The following is a 22,713-nucleotide window of genomic DNA, read 5'->3' on the forward strand; positions in this document are numbered from 1 at the left end:
CCACACGAAAGGGGACGGTGCATGCACCCAGCGCCGAGCACCGACCCCGCCTCCCGTGCCCTGGCCTTCCTGACGGCCGCGCTGCTCGCCCTCCTGGCGGTCTTCACCACCGGCAGCCCGCCGCCACTGCCCGCCCCCGTCGCGGCCGCCTCCGTCGCGGACCTCGAGCCCGGACAGCACTCCGGCTCCGCGCCCGGCGACGGCCGTCCCGGCACCGACGAGCGTCACGTGGACGCTCCGCACGCCGGGCAGGGGTGCACCGTCGTGTGCTCGGCGCAGGACGGGACCCGGCAGGAGTTCCACGGGGACCGGCCCGTCGCGCACGGGCAGTTCGCCACCACCGAGGACGTCACGGACGTTCCCCTCCCCGCACCCGGACGGACGCGTCCCGTCCCGGTGACCGTGGCCGCCCGCACGGTGCACGTGGTGCAGGACGGCGGCCGGGCGCCGCCGCGGGCCTTCGGCATCTGACGTCCCCCTTTCGTCCCTCGACCGCCGTGACCGCGTCGGCCGCAGTCGCGGCGTGCCTGCCGGAGGCCTCCGTTGACCCCCAAGACACGCACGAAGCACACCAAACGCACATCTAGGTGGAGAGCGCTGTTCGCCCTCGCCGTGATCGCCCTGTCCGTGTACATCACCGCCACCGTTCCCGTACGACTCGGGCTCGACCTGCGGGGCGGCACCCAGATCGTCCTGGAGACCCGCTCCACCGCGACCACCAAGGCCGACCGCGAGGCGACCGACCGCGCCCTGGAAGTGCTGCGCGGCCGGGTCGACGCGCTCGGCGTCGCCGAACCGACCCTCGTCCGCTCCGGCAGCAACCGGATCATCGTCGAGCTGCCCGGCGTACAGGACCCGAAGAAGGCGGCCGACGTGCTCGGCCGTACCGCCCAGCTGACCTTCCACCCGGTGGTCGGCGTCGCCGACAGCGCCGAGGACCCCGCCAAGTCCGAGCCCGAGGCCTCGAAGAAGCCCGAGGCCTCGAAGGAACCCGAGGCGTCCAAGGAGCTCGTGCTGCCCGACGAGTCCGGGCAGAAGCTGCGCCTCCAGGACAGCGCCATGACCGGCAGGGACGTCAAGGGCGCCCAGGCACGCTTCGAGCAGGAGACGGGCGCCGGCTGGACCGTCACCGTCGACTTCGACAAGGCGGGCCGGTCCGCATGGGCCAAGCTGACCAGTGAGGCCGCCTGCCGCCAGGTCGGCGACCCCGCGCGCCGGGTCGCCATCGTGCTCGACGACCGGATCATCTCCTCCCCGCAGGTCGCCCCGTCCGTCGCCTGCGGCACGGGCATCGCCGACGGCTCCACGCAGATCACCGGCTCCTTCGACGACGCCGAGGCCCGCGAGCTGGCGCTGCTCATCAACGGCGGCGCCCTGCCCGTACCGGTCGAGACGGTCGAGCAGCACACCATCGGCCCCACCCTCGGCGCCAGCGCCATCGAGGCCACCGCCTGGGCCGCGGTGATCGGCACCGCCCTGACGATCCTGTTCATCGTCACCGTCTACCGCCTCACGGGCTTCCTCGCGGCCGTGGCCCTGCTCTGCTACGGACTGATCTCCTACGCCGCCCTGGCCGCCCTGGGCGCCACCCTGACCCTGCCGGGCCTGGCCGGTTTCGTCCTGGCGATCGGCATGGCCGTGGACGCCAACGTGCTCGTCTTCGAACGAGCGCGTGAGGAGTACGCCGGCATGCACCGGCCGAGCCCGCGCTCGGCCCTCACCGCCGGATTCCGCAACGCCTTCAGCGCGATCGCCGACTCCAACATCACCACGCTGATCGCGGCCGGACTGCTGTTCTTCCTTTCCACCGGCCCGGTGCGCGGCTTCGCCGTCACCCTCGCCATCGGTGTCGCCGCGTCCATGATCAGCGCGCTGGTGATCACCCGGGTGCTCGCCGAGTTCGCCGTGGACCGTGCCTGGGTGCGCCGGCGCCACCTGTTCACCGGCCTGGCGACCACCGGGCGGGTCCGCGATCTGGTCATGCGCCGCAGCCCGGACCTGATGAGCCACCCGCGTCGCTGGCTGGCCGTCTCCGCGGTCCTGCTGGTGCTCGCCGGCTCGGGCATCGCGGCCCGGGGCCTGAACTTCGGCCTGGAGTTCACCGGCGGCCGGCTGATCGAGTACACGACCACGACGCCCGTGAACCCCGACCGGGCCCGTACCGCCCTCGCCGACGCGGGCTTCCCCGGCGCGCTCGTGCAGTCGTCCAACGACAACGGCCTGACCGTGCGCACCGAGGACCTGACCGACGCCGAGGCCGCCAAGGTCACCGGGACCATCAGCGAACTCGGCGGCAAGACCGAGAAGGTCCGTGACGAGCTGATCGGCCCGAGCCTGGGCGAGGAACTGCGCCGCAACGCGCTCATCGCCCTCGGCGTCGCCCTCGGGGCCCAGTTGCTCTACCTCGCGGCCCGCTTCCGCTGGCTGTTCGGCACCGCGGCGGTCGCCGCGCTCGCGCACGACGTGGTCATCCTCGTCGGCGTCTTCGCATGGCTCGGCAAGCCCATCGACGGTGTGTTCCTGGCTTCCCTGCTCACCGTCATCGGCTACTCGGTCAACGACTCGGTGGTCCTGTTCGACCGCATCCGGGAACTGCTCGGACGCGACCGCAAGACACCGCTGGAGCAGATCACCAACCAGGGAATCCTGCAGACGCTGCCCCGCACGATCAACACGGGCATGGGCGCCTTGCTGATCCTGGTCTCCCTGACGGTCTTCGGCGGGGACTCGCTGACCGACTTCGCGCTCGCCCTCCTCATCGGGCTCGTGGTCGGCACCTACTCCTCGGTGTTCACCGCGTCCCCGCTCGCCATCGAGCTGCACCGCCACGAGCGCGGCGGCGGCCGGCGCCGCGGTCCGGGCGGCGGCTCGGGCAGTGGCTCGAGCGGTGGCAGGTCCGCACAGCGCGCCGCACCGGCGGCGCGGGTCTGAGGCCCGGACGGCGGGCGGCGGTGCACCCCGCCGCCCGCCGGAAATGGGTACTGCGACCGATGGCCGCCGCTTCCGCGCGCGGCCACGCTGGAAGGTCAGGAGGGGGGCCGTACGTCACCGCGGCCCCCCTCGTCACCGGCTCTTTTGCCAGAAGGGACCGTATCGCCGATGTCGTGGGAGACCACCAGCAGTGCCTCCGCGGCCGAGCGCCTGAGCGCGCACGATGCCCGGCAGCGCCTCGAACACGAGCGCAACTCCCGCCTCGCCCAACTGCGGGCCGTCCAGGAGAGCGAGGACGGCGGTCAGGAGGCCGACGACCTCCTGACCGCGCAGAAGAACGCCCTGAAGCAAGCGCTGAAGGACATCGAGGCCGCCTTCGCGCGGCTGGACGGCGGCTCCTACGGGAACTGCGAGGACTGCGCCAAGCCCATCCCGGTGGAGCGCCTGGAGATCCTGCCGTACGCGCGCTGCTGCGTGCCCTGCCAGCAGCGCGCCGGCTGATCCGTCCCCCGAACCCGCCGCCCCCGCGCGACGCCACCACCGCGCGACGCTCCCCGCCGCGGCCCCTGCCGCCGCTGTGAGGCCGTCTGTGGCAACGCGGCGGCCTGAATTACGGTCCATACGGTTGTGCGCACGAGGTGGGGGAACTGCTAAGGAGCCGGACAGCGGTGCAGCAGCACAGCGGTGTGAGGGACACGAGGAAGACGAGGGAATGGCCGGAGCGTCCGGAGCGTCCGGGGGGACGGGGGGACGCCGGGCGGCGGGACCGCGGCCGGTGGGCCGTCCGGCCACCGGACGGCCCACCGGCGAACGGCGCGGCGAGGGGCGGCAGACCGGCGGGCGACGCACCGGTGCGGGTGCGTGATGTGGCGGTGCGGTTCGCGCGGTTCACCGTGCGGACGCTGCGCGCCGAGTGGCACGGCATCGTCGTCGACCCCGTACGGCGGTTGGCGCACCGGGGGCTGTCCGGGCTGGTGCTGGCCTTCGTGGCGGCCTTCGGCGTGGTCCTCTTCCACGCGGTGGCGCAGCGGCCGGCCGGGGAGGCGGTGGTACGGATCGCCGGCGGCGTCCAGGCCGACCTGCCGCTGTGGCTGGCCCTGCTGCGCACCCCGGTGTCCCTGTACGTCCCGGCGCTCGACCTGCCGGTGTGGGCCGGCATCACCCAGCTGTTCCTCGCCTTCGCGCTGGCCGAACTCACCCTGGGCCGCGGCCGGACGCTGTTCATCTCGTACGCGACCACCCTGGCCGGCACCCTCACCGTGCGGCTCATGATCGCGATCGGGCCCGGCTGGTGGGGGCTGGGGCTGCCGCCCGAGACCGGCCGGATCCTCGACACCGGGCCTTCGGCCGCCGTGGTGGGGCTGTTCACCTACCTGTCCGTGGTGCGGCGCGCCCCCGTCGTGTTCCTCCTGACCGGCGGCTCGATGGTGGTGGAGTCGGTGGTCAAGCCCAACCTGGCCGGGCGCGAACACCTGATCGCGGTGGCCGCGGCGGTCGTCCTCGCGCTCTTCCACGGCCGCGGCCCTGGATGGCTGCCGCGCCGGGCTGCTGTACTGGTCCCGTGGCGGCGGATCCCGGCTCCGGCGGCTGCCCCGGCAGGCGCGGGTGCACCGGCAGCCGCGCCGACAGTCCCGTATCCGCACCCCCGGCCGCCGCGTCCGCGACGCCACCCGGCCCTGCCAGGCGCGAACATCCGGGATTCCTCCTAAAATCACGAGGAACTCCACGGGGGAAGGGTGACGCCGATGGGCTGGATCTGGTGGGTGCTGATCGTCTTCTGGACCGGCGGTTTCGCCTGGCTCGGGGACAACATCCGCACCGCGCTGCGCAACCGGCACGAGCGCAAGCTCGAACTGATGGAGGCGGCGAAGGCGGAGCGGCTGGCCGTCGAGGCGGCGCACAAGCCGCCGGAGCCGGTGTGCGGGTGCACCCATCATCTGGCCAAGCACGACAAGAGCGGCCGGTGCCACGAGCGCGTCGAGGTGCCGACGGCCTGGGACGAGAACAAGAAGCCGCTGCGCTTCGAGCCGGGGCAGTGCAACTGCCAGCAGTACGTGGGTCCGCAGCCGCTGTCGCAGGTGTACGCCGACGAGCTCACCGACCGGGCCTGACGGCCCGGCCGGGTCGGGGTGCCGGGAATCCGCGCAGGAGCGTCACACAGGCTGCACACAGTCCGTCGCGGGCCTTGTTAGCGTGACTGGCCGCTCGGCAGGCCTAGTCAGGAAGACCGGATGGACTACTGCTCCACGTGCCGTAGGCACCTCAACGGCGCCCTGGTGTGCCCCGGTTGCGGTGCGTACGCACCGGACATAGCACCGGACGTCACGGCGCCCCTCACGACCGATACAGCGACCGAAACCGCGGCCGATACAGCGGCCGGCGCCGCGGCCGTTCCCGCGACGGCTCTCGGAGCCGGCGTCGCGGCGGGCGGGGCCGCGGGCTCCGCCCCGGGCCTCGCGCCCGTCGGCAACCCCGCCGATGTCCCCGGCGGCACGCCCACCGGCCTCCCCGCCGACGTGTCGGACGCGCCCTCACGGCAGCGGCCCGGGCGGGCGGCGCGGCGCCGCCAGCTGGCCCGCTGGAAGAAGACCCAGCGCAGGGCCCTGGTGGCCACCGCCGTCGCCCTCGTCGGGGGCGGCCTGACCGTCGCCTCGATGGACCGGCACTCCACCGACCGCACGCAGGCGGCCCCGGCACCGGAGGCCCCGCACACGGGCACCGTCGGTGACAGCCGGCCGGCGCAGCCCGGCGACCCGGCCGCGACGCCCTCGGACGCCCGGCAGACCTCACCCGCGGCCGGTTCCCGGCACCAACGGTCGGCGCCGCGCGGCACCACGCCGCAGGACGTACGCCCGGACGCCGCCGTTCCCCGTACGGCGCAGGCCCCGTCGGAACCCTCCGACGTGTCCGCGGCGCCGGCCCGGACGGAGCAGTCCGCCCCGCAGGAGGGCGCCACGGCACCGGACGCCGGCAACTCCGCCTCCGCCGACCGGTCGGCCCAGTCGGCCCAGTCGGTTCCGGCGGACCGGCCGGCCCAGTCCGGCCAGTCGGCCTCCCGGTCCTCCTCGACGGCGACCCAGCGGACGGCGCCCGGGTCCACCGCGTCCGACGGCACCACCCAGCAGACCCCGCAGACGAGCCCCACGAACACACCCACGTCGCCGTCCCACCTCTGCCTGCTCGTGGTCTGCCTGGGCTAGGACTCTCCGGAGTCGTCGAAGCTGGCGAAGTACGCCGCGGCCATGTCCTCGCCGGCGTGGCCCCGTGCGGCGGCGCGGGCGAAGCGTTCGGCGCTCGCGGCGGCCACGTCGAGGCGGACGCCGTGGGCCTCGCCCGCCTGGACGATCAGGCGGGCGTCCTTCTCCGCGGTGGCCACCGCGAAGCTCGGGGGCAGGTACGCGTCGTCGAGGATGATGCCGGCCTTGTCGCGCAGGTATCCCATGTCGAGCGGGCCGTCGGCGATGAGGTCGAAGAAGCCCTGGGGGTCCACGCCGAGCCCCTTGGCCAGGGCGAGCGTCTCCCCGGTCGCCGCGGTGGCCGCGACGACCCAGCTGTTGGCCACCAGCTTCAGCCGGGTGGCGGTGGCCGCCGCGGCGTCCTCGCCGGTCCACACCGTGCGGGAGCCGACCGCCTCGAACACCGGCCTCACCGTCTCCCGGCCCTCGGCGGGCCCCGCCGCCAGCACGGTCAGCCGGCCCGCCTCGGCGGGCTGCCGGGTACCGAGCACCGGGGCGTCGTAGAGGACCAGGCCGTGCTCGTCGGCGAGGGCGGCCAGCTCGCCGGCCGCCTCCAGGCCGACGGTGGTCGACTGCGCCCAGACCGTGCCCCGGCCCAGCGCGGGGGCGGCCTCGCGCATGACCCGGAGCACCGTGCCGCCGTCGTAGAGCATCGTCAGGACCACGTCGGCGTCGCGCACCGCCTCGGCGGGGGTGCTGGCGACGTGCGCGCCGTCGGCGGCCAGGGGCTCGGCCTTGGCCCGGGTCCGGTTCCACACCCGGACGGTGTGTCCGGCCTTCGCGAGGTTGCGGGCCATCGCGGAGCCCATGATCCCGGTGCCCAGGACGCCCACGGTACGGGTGTCGGTCATGTCGTCCTCCTCCTGGCTCCTCCTGGTAGGTACGGCGGGCACCCCGCGGGGCCGCGCGGGTGCCACGGAGGGGCGGGTACCCGTACCCCGCGGTTCGCTTACCGCCACCGCCTCGTGCCGGCGTGCCGCTGCCGGGGTCAGGCCAACCAGATGCCCAGGGCCTCGACGAGGTTCTGGCGCGGGGGCTGCACGACCTTGCCGTCGAGCCGGCCGCCGGGCAGGCGCTGCCGGTAGTGCGAGCTTTCGCCAGAGCTCTCCCCCCCAACGGGTCAACGTTCCGTCAACCCTGATGTATGAAAGATGACTTGGACGCGACTGCCAGCAGGGCGGGGCGAACTTCTCACCCGCGTGAGCAGCCTCACGTCGTGTTCGATATTTTTTACCGAATCAAAAGGTTCTTCGGGCTTCCCGGCCCGTACATGTGGGTGTTCGAACCGCCCACGGCGGGACCTTGACCGGGCAGGAGGCACGGTGCGCTTTTCGCGGAACGCGACGGGAACTCTTTTCGTGGGCGGGGCACTCAGTCTGACCCTGGTCGCGCTCGCCTACCCGAGCATGCTGGGCCTGGAGAAGGTCTCCAGCGACGGCTCCCGGGTCATCTCCCAGACCCAGTGGGGTCCGCTGACGGAGGCGGACCGGGACTTCGTGGTCAAGGTGCGCGCGGCCGGGCTGTGGGAGTACCCCGTGGGCGAGATGGCGGTGAAGAAGGGGACCACCAAGGAGGTCGTCAGGGCCGGCGAGCACCTGATCGACGGGCACGCGGCGCTGGACGTGAGCTGCCGCAGGATCGCGCCCCTGCTCAACATCACGCTGCCGAACGTGGCCAGCCCCCAGCAGCAAGGCTTCGTCACCCAGCTCGCCGGGGACGACGGCAAGCAGTTCGACTCCGACATGGCCAACATCCTGCGCGTGACGCACGGCGCGATCTTCAACACCATCGCGAAGATCCGCTCCACCACCAAGAACGACCTGGTCCGCGAGCTCGCCAACCAGGCCAACGCCACCGTCCTGGACCACATCACGGTCATGGAGGACACCGGCCTGGTCAACTTCGACCAGGTGCTCTTCATGCAGACGACCCCGCCCAAGCTGCCCAACTCGGACCTGACCCCGCCGCCCCCCTCCGGCGGACAGCCCGAGGTCGTGCTCACCCCGCCGCCGAACGCCACGTCGAGCCCGCTCGTGCTGCCCGGCGACCCGAGCCCCAGCCCGGCGGCGGGCTGAGCCGGAACCCGCGCGCGGGAGGAAGCCCGCGCGCGGGGACCCGCGCCCCGCGAGCCGGAATGGTCCGAACGAGAGGCCCTAAGCGAGCCACACGGTGGTGTCCGGGTCCAGCCGGCGCCCCGTCAGGGGCGAACTGCTCAGCAGCACCTCCCCCGGCGGCAGCGGCACGGCACGGTCCGACAGGTTGGTGACGCACCGCCGGCCGCCGGAGCGGACGAACGCCAGCACCCCGGCCGGGCCGTCCTCCACCCAGGTCAGCGACTCACCCTCCAGCAGCTTGCGGCGCAGCCGCAGCGCCGAGCGGTACAGCTCCAGGGTCGAGCCCTCCACCCCGTCCTGCGCCTCGACGGCGTACGCGGCGAACCCCGGAGGCTGCGGCAGCCAGGCGGCGCCGGGCCCGAAGCCGTGCGACGGTCCGGTGCTGGTCCACGGCAGCGGCACCCGGCAGCCGTCGCGGCCCTTGCGGGCGTGGCCGGTCTGCTCCCACACCGGGTCCTGGAGCACCTCGGCGGGCAGGTCGGCGACCTCCGGCAGCCCCAGCTCCTCGCCCTGGTAGAGGTAGGCGGAGCCGGGCAGCGCCAGCATCAGCAGCGTCGCCGCGCGGGCGCGCCGCAGTCCCGCGGCCTCGTCGACGGCCGGGACGCGGCCGCCGGACAGCAGCCAGGCGTTCTCGTCGGTGCCGGGCGGGAGCATCAGGCGCGAGGTGTGCCGTACGACGTCGTGGTTGGACAGCACCCAGGTGGCCGAAGCGCCCGCGGCCCGCGCGGTGGCCAGGGACTCGGTGATGACCTGCCGCAGTTGCTCGGCGTCCCATCCGGCTTGCAGGTACTCGAAGTTGAAGGCCTGGCCCAGTTCGTCGGGCCGGGCGTACAGCGCGCGCCGGGCGCCCGGCACCCAGGCCTCGGCGACCGCCGTGCGCGGCGGTGAGTAGGAGTCGAGGATCCGCCGCCAGTCGCGGTAGATCTCGTGCACCTCGTCCCGGTCGTAGTACGGATGGCTGCCGGGCGGCACGAGCAGCAGCGCGCCCTCGCCGGTGGCGCCGATGTCACCGACGTCCCGCAGCGGCTCGTCGAGGTCCTTGGCGAGGGCGTGCGCCACGTCGACGCGGAAGCCGTCCACCCCGCGGTCGGCCCAGAACCGCAGCGTGGTGCGGAAGTCGGCGCGCACCTCCTCGCTGTCCCAGTTGAGGTCCGGCTGCTCGGGCGCGAACAGGTGCAGGTACCACTGCCCGTCCGGCACCCGCCGCCAGGCGCTGCCACCGAAGACGGACAACCAGTCGGTGGGCGGGAGTTCGCCGTGCGCGCCGCGGCCGTCGCGGAACACGTAGCGGTCGCGGGCCGGGGATCCGGGGCCGGCCCGCAGCGCCTCCTGGAACCAGGGGTGCAGGCGGGAGGTGTGGTTGGGGACGAGGTCCACGATCACCTTCAGGCCCAGGCGGTGCGCCTCGGCGGTCAGGGCGGCGAAGTCGTCCAGGGTGCCCAGGCGCGGGTCGACGTCGCGGTGGTCGGCGATGTCGTAGCCGCCGTCGGCCAGCTCGGAGGGGTAGAAGGGGCTGAGCCACACGGCGTCCACGCCGAGGGCGGCGAGGTGCGGCAGCCGCCCGGTGACGCCGCGGAGGTCGCCGAGCCCGTCCCCGTCGGAGTCGGCGAAGCTGCGGGGGTAGACCTGGTGGACGACGGCCTGCCGCCACCAGTCCGGGTTCCTGGACGACAGGTCGGACGCGGTGTCCTGCGGGGAGTCGTGCGTGGTGGAGTGATCGGTCACGCGGTCTCCTCTTCGGTGCGTACGCGGAGGTACGGATGACTGCGGGCGAGACGGGAGCTCTGTCCACAACTCTGTAAGTCTGTCCACATGGCCCGAAAAGCGAACACCGGCCGCACGACGGAACGAGTCGCCCCCTATGTGACACAAGTGTGATGAAGGCGTGAAGTCCCTTTGTGGCCCGGCAGATTGACAGGCTCAGTCGCACGCACGAGCATGACCTCACACTGTGGCGCATGTGACCGATGGGCCCGCTGTCCTCTTCGGCCTTCCGTCGGCCCGTCCCGGTCCGTGCCATTGCCCCGCGACCAGCCACCTCGCGCACGAGCAAGATGGGATCCGTATGTCCATAGCCAGTCGTGTCTCCGCCGCCCGCCTGCTGGGAACGGGCGTCGCCACGCTCGCCCTGTGTGCGGCCTCCGTCGCCGCCGCCTCCGGTGCCTGGGCGCACAGCGCGCCCGGTGGCGAGGGCTGGAAGGACGGCGGCCGCTACCAGCCCGGCACCGGCGCCGGCACGGTCACCGAGAGCGACCGCTGCCAGTTCTCGCTGGACGGCAAGAACTTCTTCGACGCTGTCAAGGTCGACGACCAGAACCTGCGGCCCACCGAGGACGGCAAGGTCCACGTCAAGGTCCGCACCGCCCGCGACGCCACGACCTGCACCGCCTCCCTGGCCTCCTACCTCGCCCACGGCGCGACCTTCGCCAGCTCCGGCGAGCAGGTGTTCGTCGACTTCGACACGGTGACGGTCAAGCGGGGCCAGACCGACTCCCTCGACATCGCCGTCCCGGACGCGGGCTGCTTCGCCCAGGTCGACCTGTACCGCGGCGCGGTCAAGTTCGACGGCAAGAAGGACGCGAACGACGGCTTCGAGCACGGCGACCTGCCCAAGGGCCCGGACCGCCCGGTCATCAAGGACAAGCTGATCGCGGCCTGGAACGGCGGCACCAAGGACTGCACGGCCGCCGAGGAGCAGCCCCCGGCCACGCCGTCCACGCCGGCCCCGTCCGAGTCCGAGTCCGAGTCCTCCGAGCCGTCGTCCCCGGCCGAGGAGCCGACGACTCCGGCCACGCAGAGCCCCGCCGAGACGGAGAGCCCGTCGTCGGCCCCGGCGACGCCGTCGGACGAGGCCCCGGCCCCGTCGGCCTCCGAGTCCACCACCGCGCCGGCCCCCGCCCCGAACGGCGGCAGCGGCGACCTCGCCGAGACCGGCGGCGGCAGCAACACCGGCCTCATCGCGGGCAGCGCCGCGGTGCTGCTGGCGGGCGGCGCGGCGCTCGTCGTCGTCACCCGGCGCCGGGCGGCGAAGCAGTCCTCCTGATCCCCGCACAACGGCTCGCGTGACGCCGGCCACCACGGCTTGCCGACGGTGGCCGGCGTCACGCATGTCGGCCCGGTGCCCCGGTGCCCTCGCCGGCGGCCAGGTACAGCCGGACACACCGCTCGGCGTCGATGCCCAACGCCACGTCCACCAGGGTCTGTTCGCGGGCCTCGCCGTGCGGTTCCGCCTCGCCCGGCCGCGGGCGTCGCACGGACACCGTCGTACGGGCTTCGTCGCACGTTGCCTCGCCGTGGTCCGTCGTACGGGGCTTTCACCATCGTCGCTTCTCCGGCCGGCCACCGCGCCCCCGTCCCCGGCGGCGCCGCTCACCCGGACGGACCGGCGCGCTGGTGGCCGGGGCCGCCCGGTGGTGCCGTGGGAGGAGCGCCGCCGCCCGGACGCCAGGTCCGCAGTGCGGGTCCCGTCCGTCTGGAGGCCTCCATGTCCCGTACCCCGGCCCATGTCCTGGCCGCTTCCGCGCTCTGCGCGGCCGCCCTGCTGGCCGGGGCCGCCTGCACCACCGGGCAGTCCGCCCGGACCGTCCACGCCCCCGCGCCGATGGCCACCCGCCCGCCCGGCCCCGCCGCCGCGGCACCGGCCGCGGCGCTCACACAGGACCAGGCGCGGGCCGCGCTGCTGACCCAGGCCGACCTCGGAGCGGGGTGGGCGCCGACCCAGGGCGCGGCGACCTGGCGGGACGGCATGCTCAAGGCGCAGGCCGACAGCTCCGAGTGCGGGCGGCTCCTCGACGCCCTCTACACCGAGGAACCCTTCGGCGCCCCCTCGGGCGCGCACGCGGTGGCCGCCTACGACGACGGCGCGAACGAGGCCCAGCTGCGCCACCAGGTGCTCGCGCTGCACGCCCCGGACGTGGACCGCGTCCTCGCGTGGCTCAGGGCGATGCCGCAGACCTGCGCGGACTTCTCCGCCAGGACCACCAGCTCCGGCGTCCTGGACGTACGGGTCGCGAACCTCGCTCTGCCGGAGACCGGCGACGCCCGCCAGGGCCTGCGCCTCACCCTCACCGACGAGTCGTCCGCGGACACGCTCACCGTGGACCTCGCCACGGTACGCGTCGGCGACGACGCGATCGTCCTCACCAACGGCGCCCTGGGCGTGCCCGCGCGGAACGCCACCGAACAGGCGGTCCAGCACGCCGTGGACCGCCTGACGACAGTGCACCGCAAGGCCCGTGCCCACGCCTGAGCCGCCGAACGAAAGACCCTAGTCCTCGTCGAATCTCATCCGGTGCGTGATCACCTCGTGTGCCACGTCGAGTGCCGTGCGGCCCTCCGCGAAGGCGTGGGCGCGCAGCAGCGCGAGCGCCTCGTCGGCGCCGACTCCGAGCTGGGCCATGATCATGCCGATGGCCTGGTAGATCTCGTCCTGTTCGGCGGCGACCGCGTTCAGCCAGGACGCCTCCGCGGGGGCGTCGTCGTCCTCGGCCACGGGCAGGGACATCAGGGCCAGTGTCATCACACCGGCCACCAGCCGCGCGGTGTGCAGTTCCCGCCCGCTGAGCTCGTGCGGGGCGTCGCCGTAGAGGTCGAGCGTGCCCACGCAGACGGCGTCGTCGCCCAGCGGAACGGAGTACACGGCCCGGACGCCGGCCTCGGCCGCCTGCTGGGCGAACACCGGCCAGCGCCGGGCGTCGCGGCCCGCGGTCAGGTCGGAGGCCAGCACGGGCGCACCGGCCTCGGCCGCGTACAGCGAGGGCCCGTCGCCCAGGGTGGCCTGGATCTCGGCCAGGCGGGCGGCCGCCGGGTCGCTGGCGCCCATCCGCACGGGCATGCCGTTGCCGCGCAGCGAGACGCTGGCGCCGGTCACCGGCAGCAGTTCCACCGCGACCGCGCACAGCCGGCGCGGGATCTCGGCGGCCGGTACGCCCCGCACGCCCTCGGCGATCACGTCGGCGACGTCCAGCGGGCCTCCCCTACGGCCCTGTTCGCGTGGCGTCCCGCCGGAGCGTTCCGGGTGGCCTTCGCCCCGGCCGGCCGGGCCGTCCCGGCCGGGTTCCTCGTCCGGGACGCCGAGGCCGTCGTCCCTGGGCCGCACGGCCACCGCCTCCTCACGTCATCGGCGCGGCCGTCGTCACCCGTCCGCGCACCTCGCCAGGACCGGACGCATCCGCACACGCCGAACGAGGAGAACCGCACGTACGCGCGTCCCCGGCCCGGGCACGCGGCGGGTACCCCCGGCCCACACCGGGAAACCGCCCGGAAATTGCCCCCGGATCACGCGATCCGCCCAGGCCACGGCTGTCACAGCGGCGGCTGCGCCGGGGCCGGGCCCAGGGTCGTGGTGCCGGGAGCGGTGCGGTGGCCGAGGCCGGTGCGGTAGGCGTCCAGGGCCGCCTCCACACGGCCGGTGCGGCGCAGCAGGTCGCCGAGGAGGCGGCACAGGTCGGCGAGGTCACCGGCGGCGCCCGCCCGCTCCAGCAGGCTCAGCGCCCGCACGTAGTGCTCCTCGGCGGCCTCCGTGTCGCGGGCGTCCTCGGCGATGATGCCGAGCAACCGGTGCGCGGCGGCGGCGTGCACGGCGCCCCGCTCGGGGGAGAGATCACCGAGGACGTCCCGCAGCAGCTCGGCCGCCTCCTCCGACTTGCCGCGCCGGTGCAGGACGTCGGCCAGCTCGACCGCGACCTGGCTGGTGTAGAGCGCGGCCCGCTTGGCGGACAGCATGGCCTGGGCGGCTCTCAACTCCTTCTCCGCGAGCTTCAGTTCGCCGTTCTGGGCGCAGACGTAGCCGCGCATCCAGTGGCAGTTGGCGAGTTCGGTGCGCAGTTGGAGGGTCCGGTACAGCTCGGCGGCCTTGGCGAGCGAGGCGTCGGCCTCGGCGATGCGGCCCTCGGCGAGCAGGGTGCGCGCCACCGACCGGTGCATCCGGGCCACCAGCGCGGGATCGCCGGCCTGCGGGGCCAGCGCGAGCGCGAGCTCGGCGGCCTGGGCCGCCCGCGCGTGCGCCCCCATGTCCATGTACGGCCCGATGACACCGGCGTAGAGCAGCAGCAGCGCGTCCGGGTCGTGCAGTCCGCCGCGGTTGAGCTCGTCGAGGGTGGACTCCATCAGGTAGACGGCGTACCGCAGCTCCCCCGCCAGGTAGTGGGAGACGGCGCGGCCGCGCAGCGCGGGGACGCGGGCGGGCAGCGGCGCGTCGGCGAGTGCCTGCTCCGAGCGTTCGAAGAACTGGCGGCCGCTCTCCAGCTCACCGGTCTCCAGAGCGCATTCGCCGAGCCCGAGCAGCGCCTCGGCCTGGACGTCGACGAGTTCGTGCTCCTCGGCCTCCGCCAGCAGCCGGGTGTACTGCTCGGCCGCCTTCTCGGACTCCCCGGTGGCGAGCGTGCGCCGGGCCTCGGTCAGCCTCAGACGCAGGTCGGTGGCGAGATGGGCGGGGCGTCCGGTGGCGAGCTCGTCGAAGGCGACCCCGAGCCGCTCGGCGACGTGCCTGAGCGCATCGTCGGAGGGCCGGACCCGGCCCGCCTCAAGCGTGGAGATGTACGCGGGGGTGTACGCCGGCTCCGCCAACTGCCGCTGGGTCAGGCCCTGTTCCCGCCGTAGCCGCTGCACCCTGCGCCCGATGGTCTCCGGGTCGTCCCGCTTCGCCATGCGCTTCATCATGCCAGCAAGCCGCCTGGTGACGAGCCGTGCAGGACTGACCAGGGGTCAGCACCGGACCTTACGCCCAGTGGCCCCCAACTCGCCCTGGCGGCCTTTCCGTTCGGCCTTTCCACCCCCTACGTTGGAGACAGCGTTAAACGCGCTTAATCCATCACTGTCGTTGCGAGGTCGGTTGCCGTGCTCGGACGCACTGTCGCGCGCCAAGGACACTTCTCCGCACGTTGCGTCAGAGGATTCGGCGCGGCCCTCATAGCCGTGGCCGCCCTGATCGCGGCGGCCAACGCCGGACCGGTGGCCTCGTCGTCCGACCCGGCCCCGGCCCCGCAGGCCGTGCAGAGCCGCTAGCGGCCCGAGGCGGCCTCTCGCATGCTCGCGCTCAGCCCGGCAGCGCCCGGCTCAGCGCCTCGTCCAGCCGGCCGGCCAGCACCGCGTCACTGGGCGGATCGTCGGTGAACAGGGCGCCCAGCTCGGCAGTGAAGGTCTGGGTGAACGCCCCGTAGAGCGGGGTGCGCGGGCGGGAGACCGCCCGCTGGAGGGCGGGCAGCAGGATGCCGCGGGCATAGCCGGGACGGCCGGCCGCGTCACGGGGCACTCGGTCGGTGCTCTCGCCGGTGGGCGAAGCCGACGGCGAACCGCCCGAGCCCGAGGAGGCCTCGCAGCGGACCTGGTCGTCGGTGTACGCCGACGTACGGGTGGCGGCGAAGCCCGCGTCCAGCAGGCAGCGTTCGCTCTGGGGGCTGGTGAGGAACGTGATCAGCTCGGCCGCCTTCCCGGCCCGCTGCGAGGACCGGGTCACCGCCAGGTTCTGCCCGCCGAGCACCGCCCTGCCGGGCAGCCGGGCCACGCCGAGCTGCTGCTCGGTGAAACTCTGGTGCAGCGTGCCGTAGGCGTACGGCCACTGCCGCAGGAAGGCGGTGCGGCCGTTCTCGAAGTCGCTGAGCGAGGACGCCTCGTCGGAGCCCAGGGCGCTGTCCAGGGTGTACGGCTTGTCGGTGCGCCGGCGCAGCTCCGCGATGCCGTCGGTCAGCTCCCGCAGATCGCCGGTGTAGCGGCCGGAGGCGTCGGTGAGCGCGAAGTCGTCGGTCGCCGAGGCGAACGCCTCCACGGCGTTGACCGTACGGCCCTCGTAGGCGGCCAGTTGCGTGGTCCAGAGCTTCTCGTACCCCTTGGGCGGGCGCGAGTCGAGGGTGTCGCCGAGCCCGAGCAGGTCGTGCCAGGTGCGGATCGCGTCCGGGTCGGTCCGCTGGACGCCCGCCCGGCTCAGATAGTCGCGCCGGTAGTAGAGCAGACCGACGTCGCTGTTGAACGGCACCGCGTACACCTTGTCCTTCCAGCGGGCGGTGCCCGCCACGGACTTGATGACGTCGTCGTCGACGGCCTCGTCGGACAGCCGCCTGACCAGGTCCGCCTCGGCGAACTCCGGCACCCAGGTGACGTCCAGGTTGACCACGTCGTAGTGGGCGCTGCCCGACTGGAGCGCGCCCAGCAGCTGGCTGCGCTGCTGGTCGGCGGATCCGGGCAGTTCCACGAGCCGGGCGTGGTAGCCGGAGTCCTGCTGTTCCTGCTGCCGGTTCCAGGCGTCGATGAGCTGCTGGCGGACGCCGTTCTTGCCGGTCACGTCCCGGCCGCTGGCCACCACGATGTCCCCGGGCACGTCGGCGGCGGGCGTCTGCCCGTCCCGTGGCCCGCCCCCGGTGCAGGCGGTGGCCGCGAGCAGCGGCAGCACCAGCAGCCGGGCGAGCGTCACGGCCGGTCGTCGTGCCATCAGTGCTCCCCCGTCCCCACTCGGGCCACCTCGTCGCGCAGGCCCCGGCCGGGATCGTCGCCCGCGTCCAGGCAGCGGCCGCCGCTCGCCTCGGCGATCCGGGCGTCCGGCCGGTCCGCGTCGCAGGAGCCGCTGACCAGGGACACCATGTCCACCGGCACCTTCGCCTTCCGCGCCCGGGCCAGCACCTCGTCCAGGTTCTTGCCGGTCAGCCGGTTGTTGTCCTCGTCGTCGGTGATGTAGACGATCAGCTGCGGCCGCTGGTCGTCGGTGCCGCGCCCTGCCATGTCGTCCAGCGCGTCGAGCAGCGCCGCGTGCGGGTCGGCCTCGGCGTCGCGCACCCGCGCCTCGGCGTCGACGACGCGCTCGGCGTCGGCGCGGCGGTGGTGCCCGTAGGGAAGCAGCTCCTGGTGGGACCGGTCGCCGCCGGTGCCGTGGACCGCCCACACCCCGTAGTCGTCCTGGGCGCCGAGCCCGCCCAACGACTGCTTCAGGATGCCGGGGCCGCCGCCGGGCCCCAGCCACCGCGTGTTCATCGAACCGGAGCTGTCGAGCAGGTAGAGGACCCGGCCGGGGCCGTGGGCGCTGCGGTACCGCGTGAGGGCCTCCTCCATCGCCGTCCGGCGGGCCGCGCCCGGCAGCGGGCTGGGGCCGCGCAGCACGCCCACGCCGACGTGGTCCGCATCGAGCAGCCGGTGGCCGGATTCCGTCGCCGACCGGAAGCCGGCGGCGGCGAACGCGGCCAGGCCGTCCTCTCCGGTGAGCCAGGTGCGGAAGCGGCCGACGGCGTCGTCCCGCGCCGCCGCGTCCAGGTCGCCGCCCTCCCAGCGGACCCGCACGAAGGTGGGCGTCAGCGCCGGCACGTCGACGGGGTACTCGGCGGTCCGCGGCACACGGGTCTTCCGCGCGCAGCCCACCCCGCTCCTGAGCAGGAACTCCGGCACGAGCACGGCGGTGCGGCCGTCCGCGGCGCGGTCGGCCGGCAGCGCGCACAGCAGCGCGGCGGCGGTCGGCGAGGGCGGTCCCGCGGGGCGCACGCGCTGCTCGGCGGCGCGCGAGTCGGTGGCGGGGCCGTACAGGCCGATGGTCGCCAGCAGCGCGGAGTCGGTGAACTCCGGGTCGGGCCGGAGCACTCCGGCGTTCCGGTCCTGCTTCGTCAGGTTCGCGGTCAGCCGGGACAGCGGCAGCCCGACGCGCTCGTCGAGTCGGGCCCCGGCGAGGTCCTGCGGCACGGCGAGCACGACGGGCGAGTACACGAACGGCCCCTCGTCCGGCTGGAGTTCGACGTAGCTGCGGGTGGTCCAGTCGGTGGTGACCCGGGCCGCCCCGGTGCCCGAGGCGGGGATCCACACGTCCGGCTGCGGCCCGACGTCCCGCTGCGGGTTGGTGTCCTCCACGCGGGGTTCCTGCCAGGCGTCGCTCTCCCGGCGCAGCGCGGTGACCGCGGCGGTCGCGCCCGCGCTGTAGACGGTGATGCCGCTGCGGCGGCAGCCGTGCCCGGTGGTGTTGGCCCGCGAGGTCAGATAGGCGTCCGCGGCGGCCCGTACCGTCGGTTCCAGGTCGGGGTCGGTCAGCAGGCGCAGTTCGAGCGGCGGCGCGCAGGAGTGGCCACCGCCGGGCCCGACGAGTTCGTAGCCGCCGGCACCGAGCGCGGCGAGCGCGAGCGCCAGCAGCGCGCTCACCACGACCCGGGTCCTGGTGCGCAGTCCGGCGAACCAGTCGATCACGGCACGCGTCCGGGCGAGCAGCGCGGCGAGCAGGGCCACCAGGAAGCGGACCGGGCTCCCCGTACCCGCCGCCTGCTCGGAGCCGGACCGCCCGTCCGGCGGCTCGGTGCGCGGCGGCTGTTCGGAGGACTGCGCCGAGGGCGCGGGCTCCTCGGACGACTGCGCCGGGTCCGACGGGGTCAGGGACGGCTGCCCCGGACCGTCCTCCTGTTCCTGCTCGCCCTTCTGCCCGCCCTGCGGCCCGTCTTCCTGTTCGCCCTTCCGCCCGTCCGCCCGCCCTTCCTCCCCCGCCGTCAGCAGCACGTCCATACCCGGTTCGGCGGCGGACTGCGGCTCCCACAGGTCCCCGAGCGGGGTCCTGCGGCCCGCTTCGGCCATCTGCCCGCGCAGCTGGTCGGACAGCTCCACAAAGGACAACTCCTCGTCGATGTCGAGGAGTTGCACGAGTTCTTCGGTGAACGGGGTGGCTCTCGTGCCGTCGCCCGAGTCGATGAGCCGGTTGGCCTGCACGCTCATCAGCAGCAGGATCCGGTGCCGGCGGTCGGCGAAGTCGTGCCACACCTTGGCGGCGTTACCCGCGTAGCAGCAGTCGAGGATCACCACGATCCGCTCGGCCTGGCTCCCGGCGAGCACGGTGAGCACCCCGGTGAACGCGTCCGCGCCCGGGAACACGGCCCGGCCGCCGGCGACCACGCGCGCGTTGCGCATCTGGAGGAACAGCTCGTTGCCCGCGCTCGGCACGGCGCCGTGCCCGGCGAAGTAGCACAGCAGCAGCCCCTCGGCGTCCTGGGCGGCGGTGCGCAGCGCCTCGCTGAACTGGTCCAGGGACGGCGAGCGCAGGACGGTGATCCCGTCCCGCCCGCCGCCGTCCCCCTGCCCGCCGTCGTCCCCCCGCCCGCCGTCGCCGTTCCGCGCGCCGAAGATCCCGCCCCGGCGCAGCACGCCCTCCAGCCGCCTCAGGTTGTGCCGGACGGCAGGCAGTTGGCCGGGCACACCCTCCGGATCGTCCGGCTGCGTGTGCTCGTACTCCTCCACACCGACCAGCAGCGCCCGGTTCACCCGCCCCCGCGGGTCGAAACGGTCCACGGGGCTACCCCTCGTCGTGGTGCACCGGATCGACGTGGGTCTCGGGTGAGTCGCCGGACTCCACCCGGCGGCGGTTCTCCAGCCAGGCCGCCACCGCCCGCCTGGTCTGCGCCACCAGCTCGTCGAACACGGCTTCGGCGCCCGCGCCGAGCAGGAACAGCAGGATCTCCATGCCGGCGCCCATGCGGCCGGGCGGCACGTCCGAGCGCGGCCGCTCGTCGATCCGCAGCCGGCCCTGCCGGACCAGTTCCTCCAGCGGTTTCTCCCGCTCCAGCCACGCCTTCAGCGCGCCGACGTCCTTGCTGCTCGCACTTCCGTCCAGCCGGACCCGTACACCTCGGCCGGCCACGCCATCCCCCTCAGCCATAACTCATCATTCTGGCAGCGGGACACAACTCCCCGGGAGGGCGCATTTCGGCCACGCCGGACCCGTACCGTCCGCGGCGAGACCGGGGCCGGGTCCGCGCCGCAGCCGCAGCCGCAGCCGCAGCCGGGTACGAGAGCCGCGTCAGGCCTGTTCCTGCAACTGGCTGAGCTGGCGGCGCACATGGTCAAGGGCGCCCTGTCGGCGGCCCGGCACCCGGCCGCGCAACTCCGCGAGCACCGAACCGAGTTCGCGGGCACGTCCGGGATCGTGGATCAGCCCCCACTGGTGGTGGGCGCGGTCGACGGCGGTCTCGACCGGCACGGCGTCGGCGGCCTGGCCCATGTCCAGACGCGTGGCGGCCACCGTCAGCCAGGCCCGGCAGCTGCGGGCGGCGTCGCCCGCGAGCATCGCCAGGTCCGCGCGGACCTCGGCCCAGTGCAGCGCGTCCTCGGAGGCCGCTCCGTGCTCGAGGGCGGCGGCCCGCTCCCAGCGGGCGGCGAGCGCGTCGGCGTCACCGTGCCGTCCGGACCGCACGCAGGCGGCGATGGCCGTGTGCGGGTCGGCCGGCACCGGGCCGGGCGCGGTGAGCACGAGGCCGGGGCGGCCGTCCTCCTCGGTGAGCCGCGACAGTGCCTGCTCGTGCAGCTCCGCCGGCGGCGGCCGGTGCCCGCTGCGCAGGATCGTCGCCACCGCCCTCATGTACGCCGGTGCCGCCACCGTGCGCCGGGCCGGCGGCGGTGCGACCCGGCCGTACAGGGCGATGTTGCGCCCGCAGTCCAGGGGGCGCCCGCGCAGCAGCGCCCAGCTCTCGGCGTCCGCGTGCAGATCGGCCACGACCGTGGTCGTGCCGTCCGGGCGCAGCCGCAGTTCCTCGCGCAGCCAGTGCCAGGGCAGGGCCGTGTAGCGGACGGTCGCCGGTGCGGTGCGGGCGAGCGCCAGGTGGAGCAGACGCTGGCGGCGGTCGAGCTGGAGCTGTCCGGCGACGAACACGGTCAGCGGGCCGGGCGCCGCCGCGGCCGCGCGCAGCCGGGTGAGCACGGCCTGCGGCTCCAGCGGGTCGGCGAGCTCCACCACGGTCGCCGTGTCCGTGCCGGACAGCACGGAGGGCGCCACGGCGGCCAGCACCGGCAGCACGGACGCGGCGTCCACCAGACGTCCCCTGCCCACGGGCGCGGCCGCGAGCAGCAGCACGGTTCCGGGCATCGTCCCCCCGTGTCGTGATCCGGTCGGTCGCTTACGCCAGCACGTTAACGGCTCCACCGACTTGCCAGGGCCCCTTCCCCGGTGTGCTCTGGTATGCGGGGGGCGAGGAGAGAGGAGCGCTCTCATGGTTCACGTGGCACCCGCGTCCGGCATCACCACCCGCACCACCCGCCCGCCCGACCTGTTCAGCGCCCGCGCCCATGCCGTCGGCCGGTGGGCGGGACCGCTCGCGCTGGGGCTCGTCTACGGCTACTGGGCCGCGGCCGACCGGCGCCACGGCGGGCCGATCACGGGCTGGAACGTGCTGTTCGGCTTCGTGACCACGATCGTGTTCGCCGTGCTCCTGGCGGCCGTCCTCGTCGTGGGCCCCCGGTTGCGACGGGAGCAGCACGCCGCGCTGTGGTTCGCCTTCATCGGCGTGGCGTTCGGCTTCCTCTACAGCCAGAGCGGCCACGCGATCATGTCGGTGGTGGGCCTGTCCCTGGGGATCGGCATCGTCGCGGGCCTCTTCTGCTTCTACTGGTTCTACACGCACGAGGACGCGGCGGGCCATCGCGTCGGTTGACCCGCTGACCCGCTGACGCACCCCGGCCGGCGCCCGGCCGGCCCGCCCGCCCTCTCCCGGTCACCCGAATGCCGCCCCTCCGCTCGCGGAGGGGCGGGCGACGGCCTTGGCTGAGAACGTGTCCCGACGTATGCGAAGCGGCCTGTCGGCCGTGCTCATCGCGCTCTCGTGCCTGCTCGTGCCGTTCGGCGCGCTGTCGGCCTGGGCGGCGTACGGGCTCTCCGACACCGGCCGCTACGTCACCACCATGGCGCCGCTCGCCGACGACCCGGACGTCCGCGACGCCGTCGCGGACACCGTCGGGAACGGGATCGTCCAGGAGTACGGGCACCAACTGGACGCCTACGTGCGCCGCGGCACCATCACCCCCTTCGTGCACGACGCGGTCCGCTCGTTCACCCGGACCGAGGCCTTCCGCACCGTGTGGAACGAGGGCAACCGGGCCGCCCACGACGCCGTCCTGCGGGCCCTGCGCGACGAACGCGACCGACGCGAACGCCCGGTCACCGTCGACCTCGCGCCCGTCACCGCCCAGGTCAAGGCCCAGCTCGCCCAGGACCACGTACCGCTCGCGAACCGCATCCCCGTCCAGCACACCGAGGTCGACCTGCTTCCGGCCCAGCAGCTGGGCCGCCTGCGGAAGGGGTTCCACGTGCTCGAAGTCGCCGGTTTCTGGCTGCCGATCGCGGCCGTCGCGTTCGCCGTGGCCGGCCTCGCCCTGGCCGCCCGCCGCCGTCGTGCGCTGACCGCCACCGCGCTCGGCATCGCCCTGGGCGGGGCGCTGCTCGCCCTCGCCGTCGCCGTCGGACGCAGCCTGACCCTCGCCGACCTGCCCGCCGAGGTCTCCCAGCCGGCCGTCGGCGCCGTCTACGACGCCCTCACCGCCACCCTGCGCACCGCCTCGTGGATCCTCGTCGCCCTCGGCCTGACGGTGGCCGCCCTGACCTGGCTCACCCGCCGTCCGCGCCTGCCCTTCCGCCGCCGGGCGTCCACGGCCCCCACCACCCAGAGCCGCCCCGAGCAGCCGCCACCGCGCGTACGCGTCTGACCCGGCGCCCG

The 22,713-nt window shown here is 74.3% G+C and carries 20 protein-coding genes; 11 read left to right on the top strand and 9 right to left on the bottom strand.

Features of this window, described 5'->3' with window-relative positions; genetic code table 11:
* Positions 1-21: 21 nt before the first annotated feature.
* The 6 genes from ACIOWN_RS09935 (at position 22) to ACIOWN_RS09960 (ending at position 6,131) form a co-directional block, all read left to right on the top strand.
* Positions 22-471: a hypothetical protein gene (locus ACIOWN_RS09935; RefSeq protein ID WP_362350480.1), complete on the top strand. Its 450-nt coding sequence runs from the start codon at positions 22-24 to the stop codon at positions 469-471.
* 72 nt (positions 472-543) lie between these two features.
* The gene (gene secD / locus ACIOWN_RS09940; protein WP_362350483.1) at positions 544-2,931 is read left to right on the top strand and encodes a protein translocase subunit SecD; all 2,388 of its coding nucleotides are present in this window, start codon (positions 544-546) and stop codon (positions 2,929-2,931) included.
* Between the two features lie 168 nt (positions 2,932-3,099).
* Positions 3,100-3,432, top strand: a complete 333-nt coding sequence (locus ACIOWN_RS09945) for a TraR/DksA C4-type zinc finger protein (RefSeq protein WP_362350486.1) — start codon at positions 3,100-3,102, stop codon at positions 3,430-3,432.
* A 365-nt stretch (positions 3,433-3,797) separates the two neighbouring features.
* Complete coding sequence (locus ACIOWN_RS09950; RefSeq protein ID WP_362350488.1) at positions 3,798-4,640, top strand: hypothetical protein; 843 nt, start codon at positions 3,798-3,800, stop codon at positions 4,638-4,640.
* Between the two features lie 36 nt (positions 4,641-4,676).
* Positions 4,677-5,042 carry a hypothetical protein gene (locus ACIOWN_RS09955; protein ID WP_100568357.1) on the top strand — a complete coding sequence of 122 codons (366 nt, stop codon included), beginning with the start codon at positions 4,677-4,679 and terminating at the stop codon, positions 5,040-5,042.
* A gap of 120 nt (positions 5,043-5,162) precedes the next feature.
* Positions 5,163-6,131, top strand: coding sequence for a hypothetical protein (locus tag ACIOWN_RS09960; protein WP_362350491.1), 969 nt, complete (start codon positions 5,163-5,165; stop codon positions 6,129-6,131).
* Here ACIOWN_RS09960 and ACIOWN_RS09965 read toward each other — a convergent pair.
* Positions 6,128-7,018: an NAD(P)-dependent oxidoreductase gene (locus tag ACIOWN_RS09965; RefSeq protein WP_362350494.1), complete on the bottom strand. Its 891-nt coding sequence runs from the start codon at positions 7,016-7,018 to the stop codon at positions 6,128-6,130. The genes ACIOWN_RS09960 and ACIOWN_RS09965 overlap by 4 nt on opposite strands.
* A gap of 507 nt (positions 7,019-7,525) precedes the next feature.
* Here ACIOWN_RS09965 and ACIOWN_RS09970 point away from each other — a divergent pair.
* Positions 7,526-8,242, top strand: a complete 717-nt coding sequence (locus ACIOWN_RS09970) for a DUF4142 domain-containing protein (protein ID WP_362350496.1) — start codon at positions 7,526-7,528, stop codon at positions 8,240-8,242.
* 78 nt (positions 8,243-8,320) lie between these two features.
* On the opposite strand, the gene ACIOWN_RS09975 is transcribed toward ACIOWN_RS09970, so the two are convergent.
* Positions 8,321-10,006 (bottom strand): glycoside hydrolase family 13 protein, encoded by a 1,686-nt coding sequence (locus tag ACIOWN_RS09975; RefSeq protein ID WP_362350499.1) that lies wholly within the window; start codon positions 10,004-10,006, stop codon positions 8,321-8,323.
* Positions 10,007-10,346: 340 nt separating this feature from the next.
* Between ACIOWN_RS09975 and ACIOWN_RS09980 the strand changes: the two genes are divergently transcribed.
* Positions 10,347-11,324 (top strand): LAETG motif-containing sortase-dependent surface protein, encoded by a 978-nt coding sequence (locus ACIOWN_RS09980; RefSeq protein ID WP_362350502.1) that lies wholly within the window; start codon positions 10,347-10,349, stop codon positions 11,322-11,324.
* A 58-nt stretch (positions 11,325-11,382) separates the two neighbouring features.
* On the opposite strand, the gene ACIOWN_RS09985 is transcribed toward ACIOWN_RS09980, so the two are convergent.
* Positions 11,383-11,535 (bottom strand): hypothetical protein, encoded by a 153-nt coding sequence (locus ACIOWN_RS09985; RefSeq protein WP_401981439.1) that lies wholly within the window; start codon positions 11,533-11,535, stop codon positions 11,383-11,385.
* A gap of 230 nt (positions 11,536-11,765) precedes the next feature.
* On the opposite strand from ACIOWN_RS09985, the gene ACIOWN_RS09990 reads away from it, so the two are divergent.
* Positions 11,766-12,530: a hypothetical protein gene (locus tag ACIOWN_RS09990; RefSeq protein WP_362350505.1), complete on the top strand. Its 765-nt coding sequence runs from the start codon at positions 11,766-11,768 to the stop codon at positions 12,528-12,530.
* Positions 12,531-12,548: 18 nt separating this feature from the next.
* Here the strand turns inward: ACIOWN_RS09990 and ACIOWN_RS09995 are convergent, their stop codons facing one another.
* The 6 genes from ACIOWN_RS09995 to ACIOWN_RS10020 form a co-directional block, all read right to left on the bottom strand.
* Positions 12,549-13,385: a GAF and ANTAR domain-containing protein gene (locus tag ACIOWN_RS09995; RefSeq protein ID WP_401981441.1), complete on the bottom strand. Its 837-nt coding sequence runs from the start codon at positions 13,383-13,385 to the stop codon at positions 12,549-12,551.
* A 200-nt stretch (positions 13,386-13,585) separates the two neighbouring features.
* Entirely contained in the window at positions 13,586-14,929 is a 1,344-nt protein-coding gene (locus ACIOWN_RS10000) for a helix-turn-helix transcriptional regulator (RefSeq protein ID WP_362350509.1), read from the bottom strand.
* Between the two features lie 388 nt (positions 14,930-15,317).
* Positions 15,318-16,706 carry an extracellular solute-binding protein gene (locus ACIOWN_RS10005; protein ID WP_362350512.1) on the bottom strand — a complete coding sequence of 463 codons (1,389 nt, stop codon included), beginning with the start codon at positions 16,704-16,706 and terminating at the stop codon, positions 15,318-15,320.
* Positions 16,706-19,519, bottom strand: a complete 2,814-nt coding sequence (locus ACIOWN_RS10010; protein WP_362350515.1) for a caspase family protein — start codon at positions 19,517-19,519, stop codon at positions 16,706-16,708. The genes ACIOWN_RS10005 and ACIOWN_RS10010 overlap by 1 nt, the downstream gene beginning before the upstream one ends.
* A gap of 4 nt (positions 19,520-19,523) precedes the next feature.
* Positions 19,524-19,868 (bottom strand): hypothetical protein, encoded by a 345-nt coding sequence (locus tag ACIOWN_RS10015; RefSeq protein WP_401981445.1) that lies wholly within the window; start codon positions 19,866-19,868, stop codon positions 19,524-19,526.
* Positions 19,869-20,027: 159 nt separating this feature from the next.
* Positions 20,028-21,089: a hypothetical protein gene (locus tag ACIOWN_RS10020; RefSeq protein WP_362350521.1), complete on the bottom strand. Its 1,062-nt coding sequence runs from the start codon at positions 21,087-21,089 to the stop codon at positions 20,028-20,030.
* 124 nt (positions 21,090-21,213) lie between these two features.
* Here ACIOWN_RS10020 and ACIOWN_RS10025 point away from each other — a divergent pair, with 124 nt between their 5' ends.
* Both ACIOWN_RS10025 and ACIOWN_RS10030 read left to right on the top strand, forming a co-directional pair.
* Positions 21,214-21,654: a hypothetical protein gene (locus tag ACIOWN_RS10025; protein WP_362350524.1), complete on the top strand. Its 441-nt coding sequence runs from the start codon at positions 21,214-21,216 to the stop codon at positions 21,652-21,654.
* Positions 21,655-21,772: 118 nt separating this feature from the next.
* Positions 21,773-22,702, top strand: a complete 930-nt coding sequence (locus ACIOWN_RS10030; protein WP_362350527.1) for a hypothetical protein — start codon at positions 21,773-21,775, stop codon at positions 22,700-22,702.
* The last annotated feature ends 11 nt before the right edge of the window (positions 22,703-22,713 follow it).

This window comes from Streptomyces sp. NPDC087787 (genome assembly GCF_044743035.1).
Taxonomy (GTDB): Bacteria; Actinomycetota; Actinomycetes; order Streptomycetales; family Streptomycetaceae; genus Streptomyces.